General features: G+C 72.5%; 18 protein-coding genes. 12 read left to right on the top strand and 6 right to left on the bottom strand.

Translation table 11 applies throughout. From position 1 onward, the window contains the following. The 3 genes from hflK to BUE30_RS05695 form a co-directional block, all read right to left on the bottom strand. The gene (gene hflK, locus BUE30_RS05705; protein ID WP_073326886.1) at positions 1–1,221 is read right to left on the bottom strand and encodes an FtsH protease activity modulator HflK; all 1,221 of its coding nucleotides are present in this window, start codon (positions 1,219–1,221) and stop codon (positions 1–3) included. A 127-nt stretch (positions 1,222–1,348) separates the two neighbouring features. Then, positions 1,349–2,803, bottom strand: a complete 1,455-nt coding sequence (locus BUE30_RS05700) for an FAD-dependent oxidoreductase (protein WP_073326885.1) — start codon at positions 2,801–2,803, stop codon at positions 1,349–1,351. An 88-nt stretch (positions 2,804–2,891) separates the two neighbouring features. Further along, entirely contained in the window at positions 2,892–3,578 is a 687-nt protein-coding gene (locus BUE30_RS05695) for a thiamine diphosphokinase (RefSeq protein ID WP_073326884.1), read from the bottom strand. Positions 3,579–3,728: 150 nt separating this feature from the next. Between BUE30_RS05695 and BUE30_RS05690 the strand changes: the two genes are divergently transcribed. Beyond that, positions 3,729–6,482, top strand: a complete 2,754-nt coding sequence (locus BUE30_RS05690) for a hypothetical protein (protein WP_073326883.1) — start codon at positions 3,729–3,731, stop codon at positions 6,480–6,482. 46 nt (positions 6,483–6,528) lie between these two features. Here BUE30_RS05690 and BUE30_RS05685 read toward each other — a convergent pair whose 3' ends face one another. Both BUE30_RS05685 and BUE30_RS05680 read right to left on the bottom strand, forming a co-directional pair. After that, entirely contained in the window at positions 6,529–6,771 is a 243-nt protein-coding gene (locus tag BUE30_RS05685; protein WP_073326882.1) for a DUF2842 domain-containing protein, read from the bottom strand. After that, positions 6,771–8,063 carry an adenylosuccinate synthase gene (locus tag BUE30_RS05680; protein WP_073326881.1) on the bottom strand — a complete coding sequence of 431 codons (1,293 nt, stop codon included), beginning with the start codon at positions 8,061–8,063 and terminating at the stop codon, positions 6,771–6,773. The genes BUE30_RS05685 and BUE30_RS05680 overlap by 1 nt, the downstream gene beginning before the upstream one ends. A 166-nt stretch (positions 8,064–8,229) precedes the next feature. On the opposite strand from BUE30_RS05680, the gene BUE30_RS05675 reads away from it, so the two are divergent. From BUE30_RS05675 to BUE30_RS05665, 3 genes are all read left to right on the top strand, one after another. Further along, positions 8,230–8,442, top strand: coding sequence for a helix-hairpin-helix domain-containing protein (locus BUE30_RS05675; protein ID WP_073326880.1), 213 nt, complete (start codon positions 8,230–8,232; stop codon positions 8,440–8,442). Positions 8,443–8,537: 95 nt separating this feature from the next. Beyond that, positions 8,538–8,909 (top strand): preprotein translocase subunit SecG, encoded by a 372-nt coding sequence (secG, locus tag BUE30_RS05670; protein WP_073326879.1) that lies wholly within the window; start codon positions 8,538–8,540, stop codon positions 8,907–8,909. A gap of 193 nt (positions 8,910–9,102) precedes the next feature. Next, on the top strand, positions 9,103–10,746 hold the full coding sequence (locus BUE30_RS05665) for a CTP synthase (protein ID WP_073326878.1): 1,644 nt from the start codon (positions 9,103–9,105) through the stop codon (positions 10,744–10,746). Positions 10,747–11,040: 294 nt separating this feature from the next. Here the strand turns inward: BUE30_RS05665 and BUE30_RS05660 are convergent, their stop codons facing one another. Beyond that, positions 11,041–11,796, bottom strand: a complete 756-nt coding sequence (locus BUE30_RS05660; RefSeq protein WP_073327711.1) for a MipA/OmpV family protein — start codon at positions 11,794–11,796, stop codon at positions 11,041–11,043. Between the two features lie 106 nt (positions 11,797–11,902). Between BUE30_RS05660 and rlmJ the strand changes: the two genes are divergently transcribed. The 8 genes from rlmJ to BUE30_RS05620 all read left to right on the top strand — a co-directional run bounded on the left by rlmJ (position 11,903) and on the right by BUE30_RS05620 (position 18,947). Continuing rightward, positions 11,903–12,670, top strand: coding sequence for a 23S rRNA (adenine(2030)-N(6))-methyltransferase RlmJ (gene rlmJ / locus BUE30_RS05655; RefSeq protein ID WP_073326877.1), 768 nt, complete (start codon positions 11,903–11,905; stop codon positions 12,668–12,670). Between the two features lie 27 nt (positions 12,671–12,697). Continuing rightward, positions 12,698–13,141, top strand: a complete 444-nt coding sequence (locus tag BUE30_RS05650) for a tellurite resistance TerB family protein (RefSeq protein WP_073327708.1) — start codon at positions 12,698–12,700, stop codon at positions 13,139–13,141. Beyond that, a complete protein-coding gene (locus tag BUE30_RS05645; RefSeq protein WP_073326876.1) occupies positions 13,141–13,899 on the top strand; it encodes a phosphate/phosphite/phosphonate ABC transporter substrate-binding protein in 759 nt (252 codons plus the stop codon). The genes BUE30_RS05650 and BUE30_RS05645 overlap by 1 nt, the downstream gene beginning before the upstream one ends. 220 nt (positions 13,900–14,119) lie before the next feature. Next, positions 14,120–14,914, top strand: coding sequence for an ABC transporter ATP-binding protein (locus BUE30_RS05640; RefSeq protein WP_073326875.1), 795 nt, complete (start codon positions 14,120–14,122; stop codon positions 14,912–14,914). A gap of 313 nt (positions 14,915–15,227) precedes the next feature. Beyond that, on the top strand, positions 15,228–15,950 hold the full coding sequence (locus tag BUE30_RS05635; protein ID WP_073326874.1) for a transporter substrate-binding domain-containing protein: 723 nt from the start codon (positions 15,228–15,230) through the stop codon (positions 15,948–15,950). Positions 15,951–16,011: 61 nt separating this feature from the next. Further along, complete coding sequence (locus BUE30_RS05630; protein WP_073326873.1) at positions 16,012–16,893, top strand: ABC transporter permease; 882 nt, start codon at positions 16,012–16,014, stop codon at positions 16,891–16,893. A 91-nt stretch (positions 16,894–16,984) separates the two neighbouring features. Beyond that, entirely contained in the window at positions 16,985–17,794 is an 810-nt protein-coding gene (locus BUE30_RS05625) for an ABC transporter permease (RefSeq protein WP_073326872.1), read from the top strand. Positions 17,795–17,861: 67 nt separating this feature from the next. Then, a complete protein-coding gene (locus BUE30_RS05620) occupies positions 17,862–18,947 on the top strand; it encodes an ion channel (protein ID WP_073326871.1) in 1,086 nt (361 codons plus the stop codon). The last annotated feature ends 105 nt before the right edge of the window (positions 18,948–19,052 follow it).

The raw sequence follows: 19,052 nt of genomic DNA, 5'->3' as shown, positions 1-19,052 counted from the left end.
TCAGTTGGCCGCGGTGGCGGCTGCGCCGGCACCGTCGTTTCGGATGAGCTCGTTCAGCGGCAGGAACGGCACCACGCCGGTCCCCCCGCCCTGACCGTTTCCGCCGCCCCCGGCGACGGACGGGTCGAGCAGCACCTTCTGCGTGTCGCCGAGGATCCGCTCCATCGTCTCCAGATAGATCCGGCGGCGCGTCACGTCCTCGGCGAGGAGGTATTCCTCGAGCACGGCCGAGAAGCGGGAGGCCTGGCCGGTCGCGTTGTTGACGGTCTGGGCGCGGTAGGCCTCGGCCTCCTCGATCGTCTGCGCGGCCTGACCGCGCGCCTCGGCGAGGACGCGGTTGGCATAGGCGTCGGCCTGCCGCTGGAGGCGGTCGCGCTCCTGCTCGGCGGCCTGCACCTCGCGGAAGGCGTCGATCACCTGCGCCGGCGGGTCGGCGGTATCGAGGTTGACCCGGACGATGTTGATGCCGCTCTCGTATTCGTCGAGCGTGGACTGGATCCGCTCCTGAACCTGCTGGGCGATCAGGCCCCGGTCGCGGTTGAGGATCGGGGCGAGGTTGCTGGCCGCGATGACCTCGCGCATCACCGATTCAGACACGGCCTGCACGGTCAGCTGCGGATCGGCGATGTTGAACAGCATCAGCGCCGGATCGGAGACGTTCCACACGACCTGGAAGCCGATATCGACGATGTTCGCGTCAGTCGTCAGCATCAGCCCCTCGGACTCGTTCGCACGGCCGGTGGTGCCGATCTGCTCGGAGCGTTCGGAGGTGACGTTGACCACCTCGTGCGTGACCAGGGGCCAGGGGGCGAAGTTCAGGCCCGGCTGTCCGATCGACGAGAAGTCGCCGAGGAAGAGCTCGACCGACTGCTCCTCGGGGCGCACCGTGTAGAACGACATGAACCCCCACAGCACCACGATGCCGGCCACGATCAGGCCGACGGTGCCGCGGGTGAGGCGCGGGCCGCCCTGACCGGAGCCGCCGCTGCCGTTCGTTGGCCCGCGGCGTCCGCCCATCAGGACGCGGAGCTGTTCGCGCCCGCGATTCATGAGGTCGTCGATCTCGGGCATCTGCGGCCCTTCGCCCGGCCGGCGCTGGCCGGGGCGCCTGTCGCCCGGACGCCGGTCGCCGAATTGCGGACGCCGGACGTCCTCGTCGTTGCCGCCGCGGTCGTCGTTCCCGCCGCCGCCGCCCCAGGGGCCACCGTTGTTGCCTGCCATCTGTCTCCTGCTTCCCTTGTCTCGTGCGGCGCCAGGGCCTCCCCCACGTGCGCCGCGCAAGCGGTCCTATATCCGATGGATCACCATTTCGGAACGTTCCGCCGCAGAATCAACCGCCCCGCGCCCGTCAGTAGGTGCGGATCGGCTCGCGCATGGTCACGATTTCTTCGGCCATCGTGGGGTGGACGGCGACCGTGCGGTCGAAATCCTCCTTCGTGGCGCCCATCCTGATCGCGATTGCCACCAGCTGGATCATCTCGCCCGCCTCCGGCGCGACGATATGACACCCGACGACCTTCCGGCTCTCGGCCTCGACGACCAGCTTCATCAGCACCCGGTCGGGTTTCTCGGCGAAGGCGCTCTTCATCGGGCGGAAGGACGCGCAGTAGATCTCGCAGGCGCCCTTCTCGCGCGCCTCCTCCTCGGTGAGGCCGATCGTGCCTAGCTCCGGCCGGGTGAAGACGGCCGAGGCGACGAGATCGTGATCCATCGAGGTCCTCTCGCCCCCGAAGACGGTGCGGGCGAAGGCCATCCCCTCGCGGATCGCGACGGGCGTCAGGGCGATCCGGTTCGTCACGTCCCCGATCGCGTAGATCGACGGCACCGAGGTCTGCGAGAACTCGTCCACCTCGATCTCGCCGCCGCGGCCCGTCCTGACCCCCACCTCGTCGAGGCCGAGATCGCGGGTGTTCGGCTTGCGCCCCGTGGCGAAGAGCACGGCGTCGAACACCTTCTCGCGCCCGTTGGTCGACTTGACCCAGACCGGACAGCCCTTGTCGCCGTCCGAGGGCAGCAGCTTGGCGCTGTCGGCGGCGCCGGCGCCCATCGACGCGTCGCTGCCGGTCGGATGATTGAAATGGTCGCTCTCGGCATGGGCCATCTCGACGATGTCGGTCCCGACATGCAAATCGACGCCCAGCTCGCGCAGGCTTTCCGCGATCAGGCCGCGCGCCTCGTCGTCGAAGCCGCGCAGGATCTGCGCGCCCCGGTAGTACTGCGTCACCTCGACGCCGAGCCCGGCGAGGATCGCCGCGAACTCGCAGGCGATGTAGCCGCCGCCGATGATGAGGATGGACTTCGGCAGCTCCTCCAGCTCGAAGATGTCGTCCGAGACGAGGCCGAGATGGGCATTGTCCTTGTCGGGGGTCACCGGGTGGCCGCCGGTCGCGATCAGGATCGTGCCGGCCGTCTTCACCGTGCCGTCGGCGAGCGTCACCTCGTTCGGACCGGTGATCCGCGCCCGCTGGTCGTGGATATCGACATCCGAGGACTTGAGCAGCCTGCGATAGACGCCCTCCAGCCGGTCCAGCTCGGCCCGCAGCTTGGGATGGAAGCGGCCCCAGTCGAAGCCCGGCTCCCCCATGTCCCAGCCATAGGCCGCGGCCTCGCCGAAGCCCTCGCGGAAGCCGCTGGCGAAGACCATCAGCTTCTTCGGCACGCAGCCGCGGATCACGCAGGTGCCGCCCATGCGGCTTTCCTCGGCCAGTCCCACCTTCGCCCCCATCGACGCCGAGACGCGGGCCGCGCGGACGCCGCCCGAACCGCCGCCGATGACGAAGAGGTCGTAGTCGTGCTCGCTCATCGCGGGGCTCCTTCTTCCGGCGCGGGAGGGGGTCGCGCCCGGACCTAGCCCGTCCCCGGCCCCTTGACCAGCGATGCGCCGGCCGGGCTCAGCTTCCGCCCCAGACCGGCGCCGCCTCCAGCGCCCGGACCGCCAGCACCAGCGCCGGGCGGGGCAGGATCGCCAGCAGGGCGGGGGCGGAGGGGGCCAGCGTGACCGGCCCCGCCTCCACCGCGTTCGACGTGCCGATCCGCCCGGTGGCGTCGAGATCGAGACCCGCGGTCGGCCAGCGCAGCCCGGTCGACTCGCAGCGGCAGGGCGCGATCGGCCAGAGCGAGACCGTCGTGCCAGGCGCGAGGTCCAGCGCCACGCGCGGCGGGCAGAGGAACACCACCGAATCGGGCGAGGCGAGCAGGCAGCGCCGGCCCGGATGGGCCGCCAGCACGCTGAGCGCCGCGAGCGCGTGGTCGAGCCGGCCGCCGAGGAAGCCCAGGCCGATCACGAATCGCGCCCCCACCCCCCGCAGCGCCTTGTCGAAATCGGTCGTCTCCTGTTCACTGACCTCGTGCAGGACGTCGGTGAAGGCGGCCCGTGCCGCGGCCGAGAGCGAATCCATGTCGCCGATCACGGCGGCCGGACGCAGCCCCGCCGCCAGCGCCGCGTCGGCGCCGCCATCCGCGGCGGCCAGCACGGGGGCGAGGGCTAACGCCTCGGTAAGGTCGGCCGGGCTAACAGGCCCCCCACCGAGGAGCGTGAGTCCCCCCGCCGTCGTCACCACCGGCGCATCGCCCGCCATCGCCCCGTTCCGCAAAGTCGCCCCGATCCCGGTTCACAGTCACGAAAGGGCCCCAAAATCACCGCCCGCACAACCCGAAGCCGGTCCGGTTTGCGTCCGGATTGCAGGTAAACGGTTTGTTGCTGGAAAGTGGATGGAAGCGAGCGAGACATGGTTGGAACGAGCAGCAAGATCCTCACGGTGTCCTACGGCACGTTCTCGTGCACCCTCGAGGGCTTCGACGATTCATTCGGGACGATGAAGGCGATCGCGGAGTATTTCCGCGACCTCGCCGCCGACGACCGCTATTTCGGGGCCGAGCCGCCGACCCCCGACGCCGACATGCTGGCCCGGATCGCCGAGCGCGAGATCTCGCGCCGGGTCGAGGCCCGCACCAGCGGCGAGGGCATCGTCCTGCGCGCCGCCTCGGCCCTCGCCGCCCCCGCCGCTCCGCAGGCCCCCGCCGCTCCGCAGGCCCCCGCCGCTCCGCAGGCCCCCGCCCATGCGCAGGCCGTCGAGGAGGCGGCGCCGCGATCCGCGGACGCATCCCCGCCGACCGCGCCAGCCGCCGGAATGCGGGGCGAGGACGCCGTGCCCGACCCCGCCCCCGCCGAAAGTGCGCCGGACGCGGACGCTGATTCCTCCGCCGGCACCGACGCTCCCGCCGCCCGGACCGCCGCGCCGATGCCCCCGGCGGCCCGGGCGCCGGAGGCCGGGACGCCCCCGACCGCACCCCCCGCGCCCCCCGCCGCGCCGGAGCCCGTCGCCAGCCCGTCCGAGGCGGACGAGGACGACAGCATCGCGGCGAAGCTGCGCCGCATCCGCGCCGCCGCCGGCCGCGCCACCCTCGCCTCCGGCTTCGCCGATACCGAGGAGGAGGGCACGCCGACCGTGACCTCCGCCTTCCCCGCGCCGCAACCGCAGCCGGATGCGCTGCCCCCGCGGGCGGGCGAGGATCGGGACGGGCCCGATCATGTGGCCGGGGAGGACGACGAGGCCGAACACGAGCCCGCGGCGGAGGACGGGCTGACCGAGGCGGAGGCGCTGGAAGGCGCCGACCTGCCGGCCGGCTCCGACCCGGCCGAGGCTCTCGCCGTCGCGCCCGCGGCCGCCCGCGCCGGGGACACGGCGGAGGAGACCCCCGTCGCAGCGGAAGATGACGCCCCGACCCCGCCGATGGCGGAAGACGACCTCGCGGGCGAGGATGCCCTCGTCGCGGCGGACGCTCGGGGTGGCTTCGATGTCGACGCGCTCGCGGACGAGGACATCGCGGCCGACGACACCCCCGCGTTGGGCGAGACGGCGCACGGAATTTCCGCCGAGGATCCGGCGGAGACGGAGGAGAGCCCCCCCCCCGTCCGCGCTCGGATCATCCGCATGCGCCGCGTGCCCGACGCGACGGACGAGGCCGCACCCGCCGCCGCGGCCGGGGCGACCGACGATGCCGAGGATGAGGTGGCCGGCGCCGGTTTCGACGCCGACACGCTCGCGGATGACGATTTCGCCACCGGCACCCTCAGCCAGGAGGACGAGGCCGACCTGCAATCCGAGCTCGCCGCCCTGGCGGAAGAGGACGAGGACGCCGAAGGTCCTGCGGCCCCCGCCGGCTTCGGCGGCTTCGATTACGGGTTCGAGGACGAGGACGACCCGCAGGTGGACCTTGCCGGGATCGGGGCCCGCGCGGCCCCCGCCGGCGAGGCGCCGGAGGACATTTCCGGGGCCGGGCCGGACTCCCGCGCCGTCCAGGCGATCGACCCCGCGGATCCCGCCGCCTCCTCCGCCGCCGACGACGAGGAGGAGGGCGACCTGATGCGCCGCCTCTCCGCCTCGCTCCGCGAGGCAGAGGACACGGATGGCCCCGATGCGCCCGTCGCCGAAGAAGCGGAGCACTCGCCCGCGATCTCTCCCCGCCGGGTGGCGCTGCGCCACCTCGACGAGGACGACAAGGCGGCGGCCGGCCCCGACGAGGCCGAGGCGCGCGCCGATGCCGATCTCGACGTCTGGGCCGCCGACATGGCGCTGGCCGAGGCGGAGGACGACGACGGGGCGGACCGGGACCTGGACGCGGAGCCCGCCCGCCCGGAGGCGGACGACATGATGGCCCCCGTCCCTGAAGACGTGCCCGCTAGGGCGGAGACGACGGCCGGGCACGACGCGACCGACGATCCCGACGAAGAGTCCGAAGACGACGAGGAGGACACGCTCCACGGCGGTTCCGCCCGCCCGCGCCGCATGCTCCCCGATCTGGAGGAGGACGACGCCGAGGCGAGCCGCCTGCATTCGCGGGTCGAGGGCGAGATCTCGGCCCCCGAGGCGCAGTCCCGGCGCGAGGCGATGACCGGCCTCAAGGCGGCCGTCGCGGCAGCCGAGGCGGCCCGGCAGCTGGGCGAAGGCAAGGGCGCCGCCGACGAGGCCGCCTTCCGCGACGATCTGCGCCAGGTGGTGCGGCCGCGCCGCCCCGAGGCGGGCGCCGAGCACCGGGTGGAGCGTCCGCGCCCCGCACCGCTGAAGCTGGTGGCCTCGCAGCGCATCGACACGCCAGCCCCGGCGCCCTCCGCCGCAGCGATCACCCCGGTGCGCCCGCGCCGCGTCTCGTCTCAGGACGGCTCGGCCGAGGCGCCCGCACCGGCGCCGGCCCCGGATGGCGGCTTTGCCCGCTTCGCGCGCGAGATGGGCGCGTCGGACCTGCCCGACCTGCTGGAAGCGGCGGCGGCCTACACCGCCTTCGTCGAGGGGATCGAGGATTTCTCGCGCCCGCAGCTGGTGAACCGGGTCCGCGAGATGGCCCCGGCCGAGTTCAGCCGCGAGGACGAGCTGCGCTCCTTCGGCACGCTGCTGCGGCAGGGCCGGATCGCCAAGGTCCGCAACGGCCGCTTCGCCGTCGCGCCCTCCACCCGGTTCAACCCGGCGCGCCGCGCCGGTTGAGGACAGTCGGGCGGCAGGAGGAAGGGCCCCCGAGGGGGCCCTTTACCTATTCGCGGTCCTCGTCCTCCGGCGCCGCCCGCCCGACGCCGAGGAAGATCGGACGGGCGAGGAAGGCCCACACGATGCCGAGCGCGACGTAGACCGCCAGCTCCAGCAGGATCGGCGGCCGGTCGAACAGGTTCACCACCGTCACGCAGGCGACGATGTAGGCGGGGAGGCCGACGACCAGGAAGAGGATCGACAGCCGCTTGCGGGCCTTGTGCGACAACCGAGAGGGGGAGCGGGCCATCAATCCGCGAAGGGGTCGGTGACGAGGATCGTGTCGTCCCGCTCGGGCGAGGTCGAGACGAGCGCGACCGGGCAGGAGATCAGCTCCTCGATCCGGCGGATGTACTTGATCGCCTGCGCCGGCAGGTCCGCCCAGGACCGGGCGCCGACCGTGCTCTCGCTCCAGCCCTCCATCTCCTCGTAGACCGGGATGCAGCGCGCCTGCTGGTCGGCGGCGATCGGCAGGTAGGGCAGCCGCTCGCCGTCGAGCTCGTAGCCGGTGCAGATCCTCAGCGTCTCGAACCCGTCGAGCACGTCGAGCTTCGTCAGCGACAGCCCGTTCACGCCGGAGGTGGCGACCGTCTGCCGCACGAGGCAGGCGTCGAACCAGCCGCAGCGGCGCTTGCGCCCCGTGGTCGTGCCGAATTCGTGGCCGCGCGTGCCCAGCCGCTCGCCATCCGCGTCGTTCAGCTCGGTCGGGAACGGGCCCTCGCCGACGCGGGTCGTATAGGCCTTGACGATCCCCAGCACGAAGTCGATGGCGCCGGGACCCACGCCGGACCCGGTGGCCGCCTGCCCGGCGATCACGTTGGACGAGGTGACGTAGGGATAGGTGCCGAAGTCGATGTCGAGCAACGCGCCCTGCGCCCCCTCGAACAGGATCCGCCGGCCGGCCTTGCGTGCCTCGCTCAGCGTGTACCAGACGTTGCCGACGAAGGGGGCGAGCTGCGGCGCGATGGCGCGCAGCTTCTCGACCAGCGCATCGCGGTCGATCGCCTCGAGCCCCAGCCCGGCCCGCAGCGCGTTGTGATGGACGAGCGCACGGTCGACCCGGACCTGCAGGGTCGCGTCGTCGGCGAGGTCGGCGACGCGGATCGCGCGGCGCCCGACCTTGTCCTCGTAGGCGGGGCCGATGCCGCGCCCCGTGGTGCCGATCTTCGCCACCGAGTTCTGGCTTTCGCGCGCGCGGTCGAGTTCGCCGTGGAAGGGCAGGATCAGCGGCGTGTTGCCCGCGATCATCAGCGTCTGCGGGCTGATCTCGACGCCCTGCGCCCGGATGCCGGCGATCTCGTCCATCAGGTGCCAGGGGTCGAGCACGACGCCGTTGCCGATCACGCTCAGCTTGCCCGGCCGGACCACGCCCGAGGGCAGCGCGTGCAGCTTGTAGACGGTGCCGTCGATCACCAGCGTGTGCCCGGCATTGTGACCGCCCTGGAAGCGCACGATCACGTCCGCGCGCTCGCTCAGCCAGTCCACGATCTTGCCCTTGCCCTCGTCGCCCCACTGGGTGCCGACGACCACCACGTTGGCCATCTCAGGTCTCCTCGCTGCCATGCGGCTGTCACGCCGGGGGCGGTCATAGAGAAAGCGGCGCCCGCGCGACAGGGGGAATTGCGAGGCACGTCGCCCCGGCCGCCCGCAGGCTGGACAGGCGCGGGCGGGACGCGGCATCATCGGCCACAGACGCAAGGGAGCCTCGATGCCCGAGACCGGCCTGCCGCCCGCCCTGCCCGCCCCCGCCGAGCGCGCGCTCGAGGCGGAGGGGATCCGCACCCTCGGCGACGTCGCCCAGCGCTCGGAGGCGGAGCTGCGCGGACTGCACGGCCTCGGCCCCCGTGCCATCGCGATCCTGCGCGAGGCGCTGGCGGCGCGGGGACTGACCTTCCGCGCCAAGCCGGGCGGGCATTACTGACCCCGGGCCGCCCGGAATTGCCGGTTGCCTGCCCCGCCCGGCTTCCTTAGATAGCGCCAACCCGCACGTCCCCCGCTCTCGAGGCCCTCCGCGCAATGGAAAACGTCATCCTGATCGTCCACCTCGTTCTCGCGCTCAGCCTGATCGGCGTGGTGCTCCTCCAGCGGAGCGAGGGCGGCGGCCTCGGCATGGGCGGCGGCGGCGGGGTGATGACGGGCCGCGCGGCGGCCACGGCGCTGGGCAAGATCACCTGGGGCCTCGCCATCGCGTTCATCTGCACCTCGATCGCGCTGACGATCATCGCGGCCGAGCAATCAGCCGGCGTCTCGGTCGTGGATCGCCTGCAGGACGCGCCGGCTCCGGCGGGCGAGCCAGCGACCCTGCCGACCGATGGCGGCAGCCTGCTGCCGCCCTCTGCCGGGGATGCCGGCGGCGGCGACGTCCCGCTCGCCCCCTCGGCCGACTGAGCCGGCCCGGGGCGGCCGCCGGCTGCCCCCTGAATGCCAATTCCCACAACAGGTTGCGGCGTTCTCGCCTCGACCCTCCATCATCTTGCGACGCCCGCTTGCGGCGGGGCGCGGTTCCGGGCTAGGACAGACTCCCGTGATGCCGCGACCCCTTGCGTCGCCATCCACCGATTCGGACCATCACGGGGGCCTCATGGCGCGCTACATCTTCATCACCGGCGGCGTGGTCTCGTCCCTCGGCAAGGGGCTCGCCTCGGCCGCGCTCGGCGCGCTGCTGCAGGCGCGCGGCTACACGGTGCGGCTGCGCAAGCTCGACCCCTATCTCAACGTCGATCCCGGCACGATGAGCCCGTTCGAGCACGGCGAGGTCTTCGTCACCGATGACGGGGCCGAGACGGATCTCGACCTCGGCCATTACGAGCGCTTCACCGGCGTCGCGGCGCGGGCGACCGATTCCGTCAGTTCTGGGCGCATCTATTCGAATGTGCTCGAGAAGGAGCGGCGCGGCGACTACCTGGGCAAGACGATCCAGGTGATTCCGCACGTGACCAACGAGATCAAGGACTTCCTCCGCATCGGCGCGGAGGAGGTGGATTTCATGCTGTGCGAGATCGGCGGCACGGTCGGCGACATCGAGGGGCTGCCCTTCTTCGAGGCTATCCGCCAGTTCAGCCACGAGCGGCCGAAGGGCGAGTGCATCCTGATGCATCTGACGCTGCTGCCCTACCTCGCCGCCAGCGGCGAGCTGAAGACTAAGCCGACCCAGCACTCGGTGAAGGAGCTGCAGAGCATCGGTCTCGCCCCCGACGTGCTGGTCTGCCGGTCCGAGCAGCCGATTCCCGACCGCGAGCGCGAGAAGATCGCCCTCTTCTGCAACGTCCGGCAGGAGCACGTGGTCCCCGCCTACGACCTCAAGTCGATCTACGAGGCGCCGCTCGCCTATCACCGCAGCGGCCTCGACCAGGCGGTGCTGGATGCGTTCGGCATCTCGCCCGCGCCCAAGCCCAACCTCTCGGTCTGGGAGGACGTGCTCGACCGTCTCGAGAATCCCGAGGGCGAGGTGCGCGTCGCCATCGTCGGCAAGTACACCCAGCTCGAGGACGCCTACAAATCCATCGCCGAGGCGCTGACCCATGGCGGCATGGCGAATCGGGTCAGGGTCCGCACCGACTGGGTCGACAGCGAGCTGTTCGAGCGCGAGGACCCCGCCCCCCATCTGGAGAGCTATCACGCGATCCTCGTTCCCGGCGGCTTCGGCGAGCGTGGCACCGAGGGCAAGATCAAGGCCGCCCAGTTCGCGCGCGAGCGCAAGATCCCGTATCTCGGCATCTGCCTCGGCATGCAGATGGCGGTGATCGAGGCGGCGCGGAACGCGGCGGGGCTGGAGACGGCCGGGTCCGAGGAGTTCGACCACGAGGCGGGCGTGCGGCGGTTCGAGCCGGTCGTCTACCACCTCAAGGAATGGATCCAGGGCAACCACGTCGTCGCGCGCAAGGTCGACGACGACAAGGGCGGCACGATGCGCCTCGGCGCCTATACCGCCGACCTGCGCGAGGGATCGAAGGTGGCCGAGGTCTACGGCACCAACGTGATCGAGGAGCGTCACCGCCACCGCTACGAGGTCGACACCCGGTACCGCGAGAAGCTGGAGAACGCGGGTCTCTGCTTCTCGGGCATGTCGCCCGACGGCCGCCTGCCCGAGATCGTGGAATGGGCCGACCACCCGTGGTTCATCGGCGTGCAGTTCCATCCCGAGCTGAAGTCCAAGCCCTTTGCCCCGCACCCGCTCTTCGACGGCTTCGTCCGCGCGGCGGTGGAGAATTCGCGCCTGGTCTAGCTGCGGCCCGGCTCCCGCCTGACCGGGGCCTGACCGGGCCTGACCGGGGCCTGACGGGGACTGACCGCCCCCCACCGCGCCGCCCGCCGCCGGGCGGACCGGGCGCCGAACCTTCCGGAGAGGGACCCTCGGGCCCACCCTCCGGCACTCGTTACCCCCGGGGCCGGGGCGGCGCCCCGGCTCCCTGCCGCCTCAACGATGGGCAGGCGTTTCTGGTTTCAACGAAAGCGGCCGGAAATCGTTCAACTACAGGTTGTTGCGCGGGCATTTCCCGGGCGCTCCGGGGGTTGCCCGTCAGAACCGCAGGTCGAATGTCCGCGTGATGCCGAGCGAGACGCTCACCTGCTCGTCGTCGAAGGTGATCGGGCTGTCGGCCGCATCGCCCTGCAGCTGGTCGTAGCGCGCCGTGCCGTAGAGCGACCAGGCCGGGGCGAGACGGTACTCCATCCCGAAGGCGATCCCGGCAGAGACGATCCCCGCTCCGGCCGCGAAGGCGTCGACCCCGCTCGCCGCCGCCTCGGCCGCGCTGATGCCGAAATAGTAGTCCGCGTAATCGTCCGATCCGTAGACCACCCGCGGCCCGAGCGTCAGCTCCAGATCCTCCTGCGGGCGCAGCACCGCGTCGAGCCCGACCTCGCCCACCAGCGCCTCGTGGCCCGTCACGCCGTAACGCAACGCGGCAAAGGCCTCGAATCCAGGCCCGGCATAGCTGACCTGCCCGCCCAGCTCGACCGCCTGCTCGAGATCATCGAGCCCCGCGAGCTCGGGATAGTCGCGCGCGGTCCGCTCAGGCACCACGCGGAACGAGGCGCCGAAGCCGAGGCCGCTGGCCCGCGCATAGGGGTCGGGGTCGCCGAACTCGAAACCGCCCAGCCGCGCATAGGCGAAGGAGAAGGCGAGATCTGGCACGATCTCGGTCTCGGGCGAGCCGAAATAGCCCGGCACGCTCGCCGCGCCCCCGCCGAGCTGGAAGACGATGCGGTTGCCCGTCTCCTGCGCCCCGGCGGCGGCGGGCAGGACGAGGGCGGCGAGAAGGATCGGACGGATCATGGCGGGCCCTTTCGAGGCAGGCAGGCGGTCGTCCCGCAGCATAGCCGGCCGCCCCCGGCCGGCAAGACGGCTGGACAAGCGTGACGCCCCGCGCCAAGCGGGAACCATGCTGTCCTACCAACACGCCTACCACGCCGGGAACCTCGCCGACCTGCACAAGCATGTCCTGCTGGCCTGGATGCTGGATTACATGACGGCCAAGCCAAAGCCCCTGACCTACATGGAAACCCATGCCGGGCGCGGGCTCTACGACCTGTCGGGGGCCGAGGCCGCCCGCACCGGCGAAGCCGCCGCCGGGATCGGGCGCGACCACGATTTCGCCCCGGCGGCGCATCCCTTCTCGCGCGCCCTGGCCCGGATCCGCGCGGATCACGGGGCGGGGGCCTATCCCGGCTCCCCCCTTCTCGCGGCGACGCTGCTGCGGCCGGACGACCGGATGCGCCTCGCCGAGCTGCACCCCCGGGAGGAGGCGGCCCTGCGCGCCCTGCTCGGCCGACGCGCCACGATCGAGAAGCGCGACGGGGTCGAGATGGCGAAGGGCGCAGTGCCGCCCGATCCCGCCCGCGGCCTCTGCCTGATCGACCCCTCCTACGAGGTGAAGGCCGAGTTCGCGGCGATGCCGGCCCTGCTGCGCGCGCTCCACCGCCGCTGGCCGGTCGGGGTGCTGGTCCTGTGGTACCCCCTCCTCACCACCGGGGCTGAGGCGCCGCTGACGGATTCCCTGCCGGACAAGGTCTTTCTCCACGAGGTGCGCTTCCCGCCGGCCCGCGAGGGGCACCGGATGATCGGCTCCGGCCTCGCCGTCATCAACCCGCCCTTCGGCCTCGCGGACGAGGCGGCGCGGCTTGCCGCGAGGTTCGCCGCGCTGGCCTGACGAGGGACCTGCCCTATGTCGCGCCGCATGATCGCCGATTTCCTTCGCCGCCTCGCCCAGCCAGAGGCCGACCGCCTGCCCGAGCCCGATGCAAGGCTCGCGCTCGCCGCCCTTCTCGTCCGCATCGCCCGCGCCGACGGCAGCTACGATGCCGGCGAGATCGCCCGCATCGACCGCGTGCTCGCGCGCCGCTTCGCCCTCACCGCCGAGGCGGCGGGCACGCTGCGGACCGAGGCCGAGGCCGTCGAGGCCGAGGCGCCCGACACCGTCCGCTTCACCCGCGCCATCAAGGAGGGAGTCCCCTACGAGGAGCGCATCACCGTGATCGAGGCGCTGTGGGAGGTCGTCCTCGCCGACGGCGAGCGCGACGAGGAGGAGGACGCGCTGCTGCGCATGGTCGCCCCGCTGCTCGGGATCGAGGATCGCGACAGCGGCCTCGCCCGGCAGCGGGCCGCCGCGCGGAGGGCGTGATGTTCGCCGCCTTCCCGATGTACGACCGCCCCGAAACGGCGGCGGCGCACGACGCCCTCTGGGCGGACCTGCGCGACCGGCTGCGCCAGGCCGGGATCGACGCGCCGGAGGCGCTCGACCGCGACGTCCCCTACATGGACGGCTGGGCGCGCGACGACCTGCTGGTCGGCCAGATCTGCAACCTGCCGCTCCGCGCGCTCCACTGCGAGCGTCTCACCGTGCTCGGCTGCGGCGATTACGGCCTGCCCGACTGCCCGCCCGGGCATTACCACTCGGTTCTCGTCGTGCGCCACGACGACCCCGCCCGCACGGCCGAGGAGGCGGCGGGCCACCGCCTCGCCTACAACGATCCGATGTCCTGCTCGGGCTGGGGCGCGGTCTGGACCTGGGCCGAGTCGCGCGGCCTGCGTCTCGCGCCCCATCTCGAGACCGGCGCCCATGCCGACAGCCTCGCCGCCGTCGCGGAGGGGCGGGCCGATCTCGCCGCGATCGATTCGATCACTTGGGCGATGCTGCGGCGCTGGGACCCGGCGGCGCGGGAGGTGCGGGTCGTCGGCCGTACCGGCACTTCGCCGGGGCAGAGCTTCGTCACCGCCGATCCCGGCATCGCCGGCACGCTGCGCGCCGCGCTCGCCGCCGCGATCGACGGCCTCGCGCCGGACCATCGCGCCACGCTCGGCCTGCGCGGCCTCGTCCGCCTCCCCTCGGGCGATTACGACATGGCGCTCCCGGAGGCGCCGATCCGCCGCGCCGCCTGACCCGCCCGAACCGCCGTTCGGCCCGGACCGTCGCACCAGCGACGCCGCTCCCCCCCGGGGGCGGCGCGCCCCGCCCCCCTCCTTCGCAGGGTCCGCAAATACCGCGGCCGCCGGCCTTCGCCCCCGTACGCGGCCCGGCACGGGCGCCCTGCCGCGCGGGCCGCATTGCGGCGGCGGGCGAAATCCGTCCTATTGCGCCCACCAGCGAGAAAGGCGCCCCATGGACACCTCCCCGGTCATCGAGATCCGCGACCTGCACAAGTCCTACGGGCAGCTCGAGGTGCTGAAGGGCGTCGACATCGCCGCCCCCCGCGGCCATGTCGTCTCGCTCATCGGTTCCTCCGGGTCGGGCAAGTCCACGCTCCTGCGCTGCGCCAACCTGCTCGAGGACAGCCAGCAGGGCGAGATCCTGTTCAAGGGCGAGCCCGTCGCCTGGCGCGGCACCGGTGCGGGGCGCCACCCCGCCGACCGCGCGCAGGTGGTGCGGATCCGCACGCAGCTCTCGATGGTGTTCCAGCAGTTCAACCTCTGGGCCCACATGACGATCCTGCAGAACGTGATGGAGGCGCCGGTCACCGTGCTCGGCCGGGACCGGGCAGAGGTGGAGGACAGGGCCCGCGGCTATCTCGACCGCGTGGGGATCGGGGACAAGGCCGATGCCTGGCCGGCCCAGCTCTCGGGCGGGCAGCAGCAGCGCGCCGCCATCGCCCGCGCCCTCTGCATGGAGCCCGCGGCCCTGCTCTTCGACGAGCCGACCTCCGCGCTCGATCCCGAGCTCGAGCAGGAGGTGGTGCGCGTGATCAAGTCGCTCGCCGACGAGGGGCGGACGATGATCCTGGTGACGCACGACATGAAGATGGCCCGCGACTGCTCGGACCACGTCGTCTTCCTCCACCAGGGCCGGATCGAGGAGGAGGGCCCGCCGGGCGCCCTGTTCGGTGCCCCGCGGAGCGAGCGGCTGCGCGGCTTCCTCTCCTCCACCCTCGCCCACGACCCCGCCCACGCCGCGACCTGAGCGTGGCCCGGTTCCCCCCGCTCCGGGGGGCGCCTTCCCCTGCGCACGGTCGCCGACGGGGCCTGCGGCAAAGCGCTGCCAGATCCCGCCCGGAGCACCCCTGGATGATCCGGATGCGCGGCGCCGATCCGCCGCCCCGACGCGGCCCCGGCCGCGCCCGCCTGCCCCCCGCATCTGCCCGATCCGCGGGCAGATGCCGCGCGACTATGCGGCACTTCGGCCTTCGGCGCTTGCCTTGCGCGGCGAAGCGCAGCAGGCTCGCCCCCCATCAGCGCCCGCAACGAGGCGCGACGACCCAACGGGAGAGAACCGGATGAAACTCGTACTCGCCACCGCCGCCCTGGCCCTCGCCGCCGGCGCAGCGACCGCCCAGGACGTGATCCGCATGGGGACCGAGGGCGCCTACCCCCCCTACAACTTCATCGACGACAGCGGCGAGGTCGCGGGCTTCGAGCGCGAGCTCGGCGACGAGCTCTGCGCGCGGGCCGGACTGACCTGCGAATGGGTGACCACCGACTGGGATTCGATCATTCCCAACCTCGTCTCGGGAAATTACGACACGATCATCGCCGGGATGAGCATCACCGACGAGCGGGAGGAGGTCATCGACTTCACCCAGGACTACTACCCCCCGACCGAAAGCGCCTATGTCGCCGCATCCGAGGAGGTCGACGTCCTCAGCGGCGTGGTCTCGGCACAGACCGCCACGATCCAGGCCGGCCACGTGGCCGAGAGCGGCGCCGCCCTGCTCGAATTCGCCACCCCCGAAGAGACCGTCGCCGCCGTCCGCGACGGCGAGGCCGACGCCGTCTTCGCCGATTACGACTACCTTCTGCCGCTGGTCGAGGCTTCGGGCGGCGAGCTGATGTTCGTGGGCGAGCGGGTGCCGCTGGGCGGCGGCGTCGGCATGGGCCTGCGCGAGAGCGATGCCGCGCTGCGCGACCAGTTCGACGCGGCCATCACCTCGATGAAGGAGGATGGCACGCTGAACGCGCTTCTCGTCGAGTGGTTCGGCGAGCAGGTCGGCACCTACTGACCCGGCCAGGCTCCTGACGGCGCGGCGCGGGGCCCCCCCTCCGCGCCGCGCCCGCGCCCCGATGTTCGCGTATTGCTCCGACCCGCAGGTGCTCGACGGCCTGGCCTGGCTGTCCTGCTACCTCACGACCGGCAAGCACATGGCCATCTACTGGGCCGTGGGCACGGTCCTGCTGCTGCTTGCGATCACCGGGCCCGCGGCCCTGCTCTTCGGCTTCGGCGGGGCGGTCGCGGCGCGCTCGCCCGTGGCGCCGCTGTCGTGGCTGGGCCGGGGCTACATCGCGATCGTGCGGGGCGTGCCCGACATCGCCTTCTTCCTGTTCTTCGTGATCGCGCTCGACCAGGGCCTCGAATACCTTCGGCATCTCGCGCTCTGCCCGGACTGGGACCAGCCGGTGCGCCAGGGCAGCGACTTCCTCGTCTGCCCGCAGGCTAAGCTGCCGCTCTCCTCGGCGCCGCAATGGCAGCACGAGGTCTACGGCTTCGCCCTCGCCGTCCTGACCTTCGCCATCGTCTTCGGCGCCTTCGCCGCCAATGTCCTCCACGGGGCGATGCGCGCCGTGCCCCGCGCCCAGATCGAGACCGCGGAGGCCTACGGCATGACGCCCCGCCAGACCTTCCGCAGGATCGTCGTGCCGCAGATGTGGATCTATGCCCTGCCCGGTCTCGGCAATCTCTGGATGGTGCTGGTCAAGGCGACGCCGCTCCTCTTCCTGCTGGGGGTCGAGGACATCGTCTACTGGGCGCGCGAGCTCGGCGGGACCAAGACCCCGCAATTCACCGACTACCCGCATGGCGACTGGCGGATGTGGTACTTCCTCGCGCTCCTCGTCTTCTACCTCGGACTGACCCGCGTCTCCGAGATCGGGCTGGAGCGCCTGATGATCCGTCTCTCCCGCGGCCAGGCGACGCTCGGCGGCGCGGCGCAGGGGGGCGTGCGATGACCCGGCGGCCCGCTCCTGCTCTTATCTTGCCGGAAATACTCCGGGGGTCCGGGGGCAGCGCCCCCGGCGGCCGGCCACGGGGCGCGGGTCGATGAGCTGCTGGGAGATCGTCGCGGACTACGCCTTCCGCAGCCTGGGCTACGGCGAGCGGCTGCTGCCGCGCAGCGACTTCACGCTCTGCCAGCAGGTCGTGCTGATCGGTTCCGGCATGATCTGGAACGTCTATTTCGGCGCGGTCGCCCTCGTCGCCGGCTTCGCCCTGGCCACGCTCGTGGCCCTTGGCAAGGCGGCGCGGTCCCCCTGGCTGCGCAAGCCGTCCGAGTGGTTCGTCTTCGTCTTCCGCGGCTCGCCGCTCTTCATCCAGTTCTTCTTCGCCTACTTCTTCTTCCTCTCGCTCAAGCAGTCGGTTCCCGCGCTCGATCCGCTGACCTCCGCCCCGGTCGGCGCGGCCCTGGTGCTGTTCCTCAACACCGCCGGCTACTCGGCCGAGATCTTCCACGGCGCGCTCCGCTCGGTGCCGCGGGGCGAGGTCGAGGCGGCCGAGGCCTACGGGCTGACCGGCTGGCCCCGGTTCCGCCGCATCGTCTGGCCGACCATGCTGCGCCTGGCCTGGCCGGCCTACACGAACGAGGCGATCTTCCTCTTCCACGCCACCACGCTGGTCTTCCTCAGCGGGTTCCCGGCGGCGGGCCAGAAGGGCGACGCGCTTTACTACGCGAGCTACTTCGCGGACCAGACCTTCAACCCATTCGTCCCCTACCCGATCCTGGCGCTCTACTTCATCGCCCTGACGCTGGTCATCGTCGCGATCTTCGGCGCCGTGAACCGCAGCCTGAACCGCCATCTGCCGGCCGCGCGGCGCCCCGCCCGGCCCCGCTTCCTGCCGCAGATCGTCCGCTAGGCCGGTTTCCGCGCAACCCCTCCCCGCCCCCCGCGTTGGGCCCGGGAACAGGATCCGGGAGCCCCCCATGCGCCATCTCGCCGCCCTCGCCCTTCTCGCGCTCGCGATGCTCGCGCCCGCCGTCGGGGCCCGGGCCCAGGCTCCCGCAGAATCCTCCGCCGCGGCTCCGGACGCCCGCGCGGTGCTGCGCGTCGGCATCCAGGCGGCGGAGCCCTTCGCGATGGAACGGGCGGGGGGCGCGTGGCTCGGCCTCGCCGCCGACATGTGGCGCATCGTGGCCGAGACGAACGGGTGGGATTTCGATTTCGTCGCCGTCGATCCCGCGGACCCGCTGGCCGCGCTCGGGGACGGCACGGCCGACCTCGTCCTGCCGGTCCAGGCGACGGCCGCGGGGCTCGAGCGTGCCGAGTTCACCCTGCCGCTCTACACCGCGACCCTGGCCGTGGCGGGCGAGCGCGAGAACCGCATCCTCGGCGTTCTCTCCGGGTTCCTCTCGTGGCAGTTCCTGCGGCTCGTCGCGGGCCTCTCGGTCCTGCTGCTGATCGTCGGCGCCATCGTCTGGGCGATCGAACGGCGCAGCAATCACGAGATGTTCGCCCGCTCCCCGCTGCGCGGCCTCGGCGACGGGTTCTGGTGGGCCGGCGTCACGCTCACCACGATCGGCTACGGCGACAAGGCGCCCGCCACCTTCCTCGGCCGGGCGGTGGCGATGCTCTGGATGCTGATGGGCCTCGCCGTCAGCGCCGCCCTGACCGCCGCCGTGGTGACCCTCGCGGGGACCGAGCGGGGGATCGACCTGCCCGAGGACCTGCGCGGCCGCAGCGTCGCCGTGGTCGAAGGGTCGACCGCCGCCGCCTTCCTCGGGACCGAGGGGATCGAGACCCGCGCCTATCCGGATCTGCAGGCGGCGCTGGAGGCGGCGCAGGCGGACGAGACCGACGCGGCGGCCGGCCCCGCCCCGCAGGTCGCGGCCCTGGTGGACGGGCTCGGCACGCTCGACCTGCGGGTGCAGAAGACGACGCTCGATCCCCAGATGATCACCATCGCCCTGCCCCCCGGCTCCGGGCTGCGGGCCCCGATCGACCGCGCGATCCTGACCCTCTTCGCCAGCGAGACGGGGTGGGAGCTGACGGAACGCTACGTGCCCGACTGACGGACGACCCGGGCGGGCCCGACAGGGCCGGGCCCGCAGCTCCCCCGCCCGCCCGGCCCGAGACGAGGGCGCCCCGTCGCGGCACGGGGGGGGGCATGGCGGCCG

It is taken from the genome of Wenxinia saemankumensis (assembly GCF_900141735.1).
Taxonomy (GTDB): domain Bacteria; phylum Pseudomonadota; class Alphaproteobacteria; order Rhodobacterales; family Rhodobacteraceae; genus Wenxinia; species Wenxinia saemankumensis.
The sequence above is the reverse complement of the archived record's forward strand: the minus strand, read 5'-3'. Positions and strand labels throughout refer to the sequence as shown.

Excerpts from the sequence above, each read along its gene's own strand:
- BUE30_RS05675 (WP_073326880.1), top strand. The coding sequence starts at position 8,230 with ATGCCCGAGACCGGCCTGCCGCCCGCCCTGCCCGCCCCCGCCGAGCGC.
- secG (WP_073326879.1), top strand. The coding sequence starts at position 8,538 with ATGGAAAACGTCATCCTGATCGTCCACCTCGTTCTCGCGCTCAGCCTG.
- BUE30_RS05620 (WP_073326871.1), top strand. The coding sequence starts at position 17,862 with ATGCGCCATCTCGCCGCCCTCGCCCTTCTCGCGCTCGCGATGCTCGCG.
- BUE30_RS05680 (WP_073326881.1), bottom strand. The coding sequence starts at position 8,063 with ATGGCCAACGTGGTGGTCGTCGGCACCCAGTGGGGCGACGAGGGCAAG.
- BUE30_RS05660 (WP_073327711.1), bottom strand. The coding sequence starts at position 11,796 with ATGATCCGTCCGATCCTTCTCGCCGCCCTCGTCCTGCCCGCCGCCGCC.
- BUE30_RS05685 (WP_073326882.1), bottom strand. The coding sequence starts at position 6,771 with ATGGCCCGCTCCCCCTCTCGGTTGTCGCACAAGGCCCGCAAGCGGCTG.
- BUE30_RS05665 (WP_073326878.1), top strand. The coding sequence starts at position 9,103 with ATGGCGCGCTACATCTTCATCACCGGCGGCGTGGTCTCGTCCCTCGGC.
- rlmJ (WP_073326877.1), top strand. The coding sequence starts at position 11,903 with ATGCTGTCCTACCAACACGCCTACCACGCCGGGAACCTCGCCGACCTG.
- BUE30_RS05635 (WP_073326874.1), top strand. The coding sequence starts at position 15,228 with ATGAAACTCGTACTCGCCACCGCCGCCCTGGCCCTCGCCGCCGGCGCA.
- hflK (WP_073326886.1), bottom strand. The coding sequence starts at position 1,221 with ATGGCAGGCAACAACGGTGGCCCCTGGGGCGGCGGCGGCGGGAACGAC.
- BUE30_RS05695 (WP_073326884.1), bottom strand. The coding sequence starts at position 3,578 with ATGGCGGGCGATGCGCCGGTGGTGACGACGGCGGGGGGACTCACGCTC.
- BUE30_RS05630 (WP_073326873.1), top strand. The coding sequence starts at position 16,012 with ATGTTCGCGTATTGCTCCGACCCGCAGGTGCTCGACGGCCTGGCCTGG.
- BUE30_RS05640 (WP_073326875.1), top strand. The coding sequence starts at position 14,120 with ATGGACACCTCCCCGGTCATCGAGATCCGCGACCTGCACAAGTCCTAC.
- BUE30_RS05625 (WP_073326872.1), top strand. The coding sequence starts at position 16,985 with ATGAGCTGCTGGGAGATCGTCGCGGACTACGCCTTCCGCAGCCTGGGC.
- BUE30_RS05650 (WP_073327708.1), top strand. The coding sequence starts at position 12,698 with ATGATCGCCGATTTCCTTCGCCGCCTCGCCCAGCCAGAGGCCGACCGC.
- BUE30_RS05645 (WP_073326876.1), top strand. The coding sequence starts at position 13,141 with ATGTTCGCCGCCTTCCCGATGTACGACCGCCCCGAAACGGCGGCGGCG.
- BUE30_RS05690 (WP_073326883.1), top strand. The coding sequence starts at position 3,729 with ATGGTTGGAACGAGCAGCAAGATCCTCACGGTGTCCTACGGCACGTTC.
- BUE30_RS05700 (WP_073326885.1), bottom strand. The coding sequence starts at position 2,803 with ATGAGCGAGCACGACTACGACCTCTTCGTCATCGGCGGCGGTTCGGGC.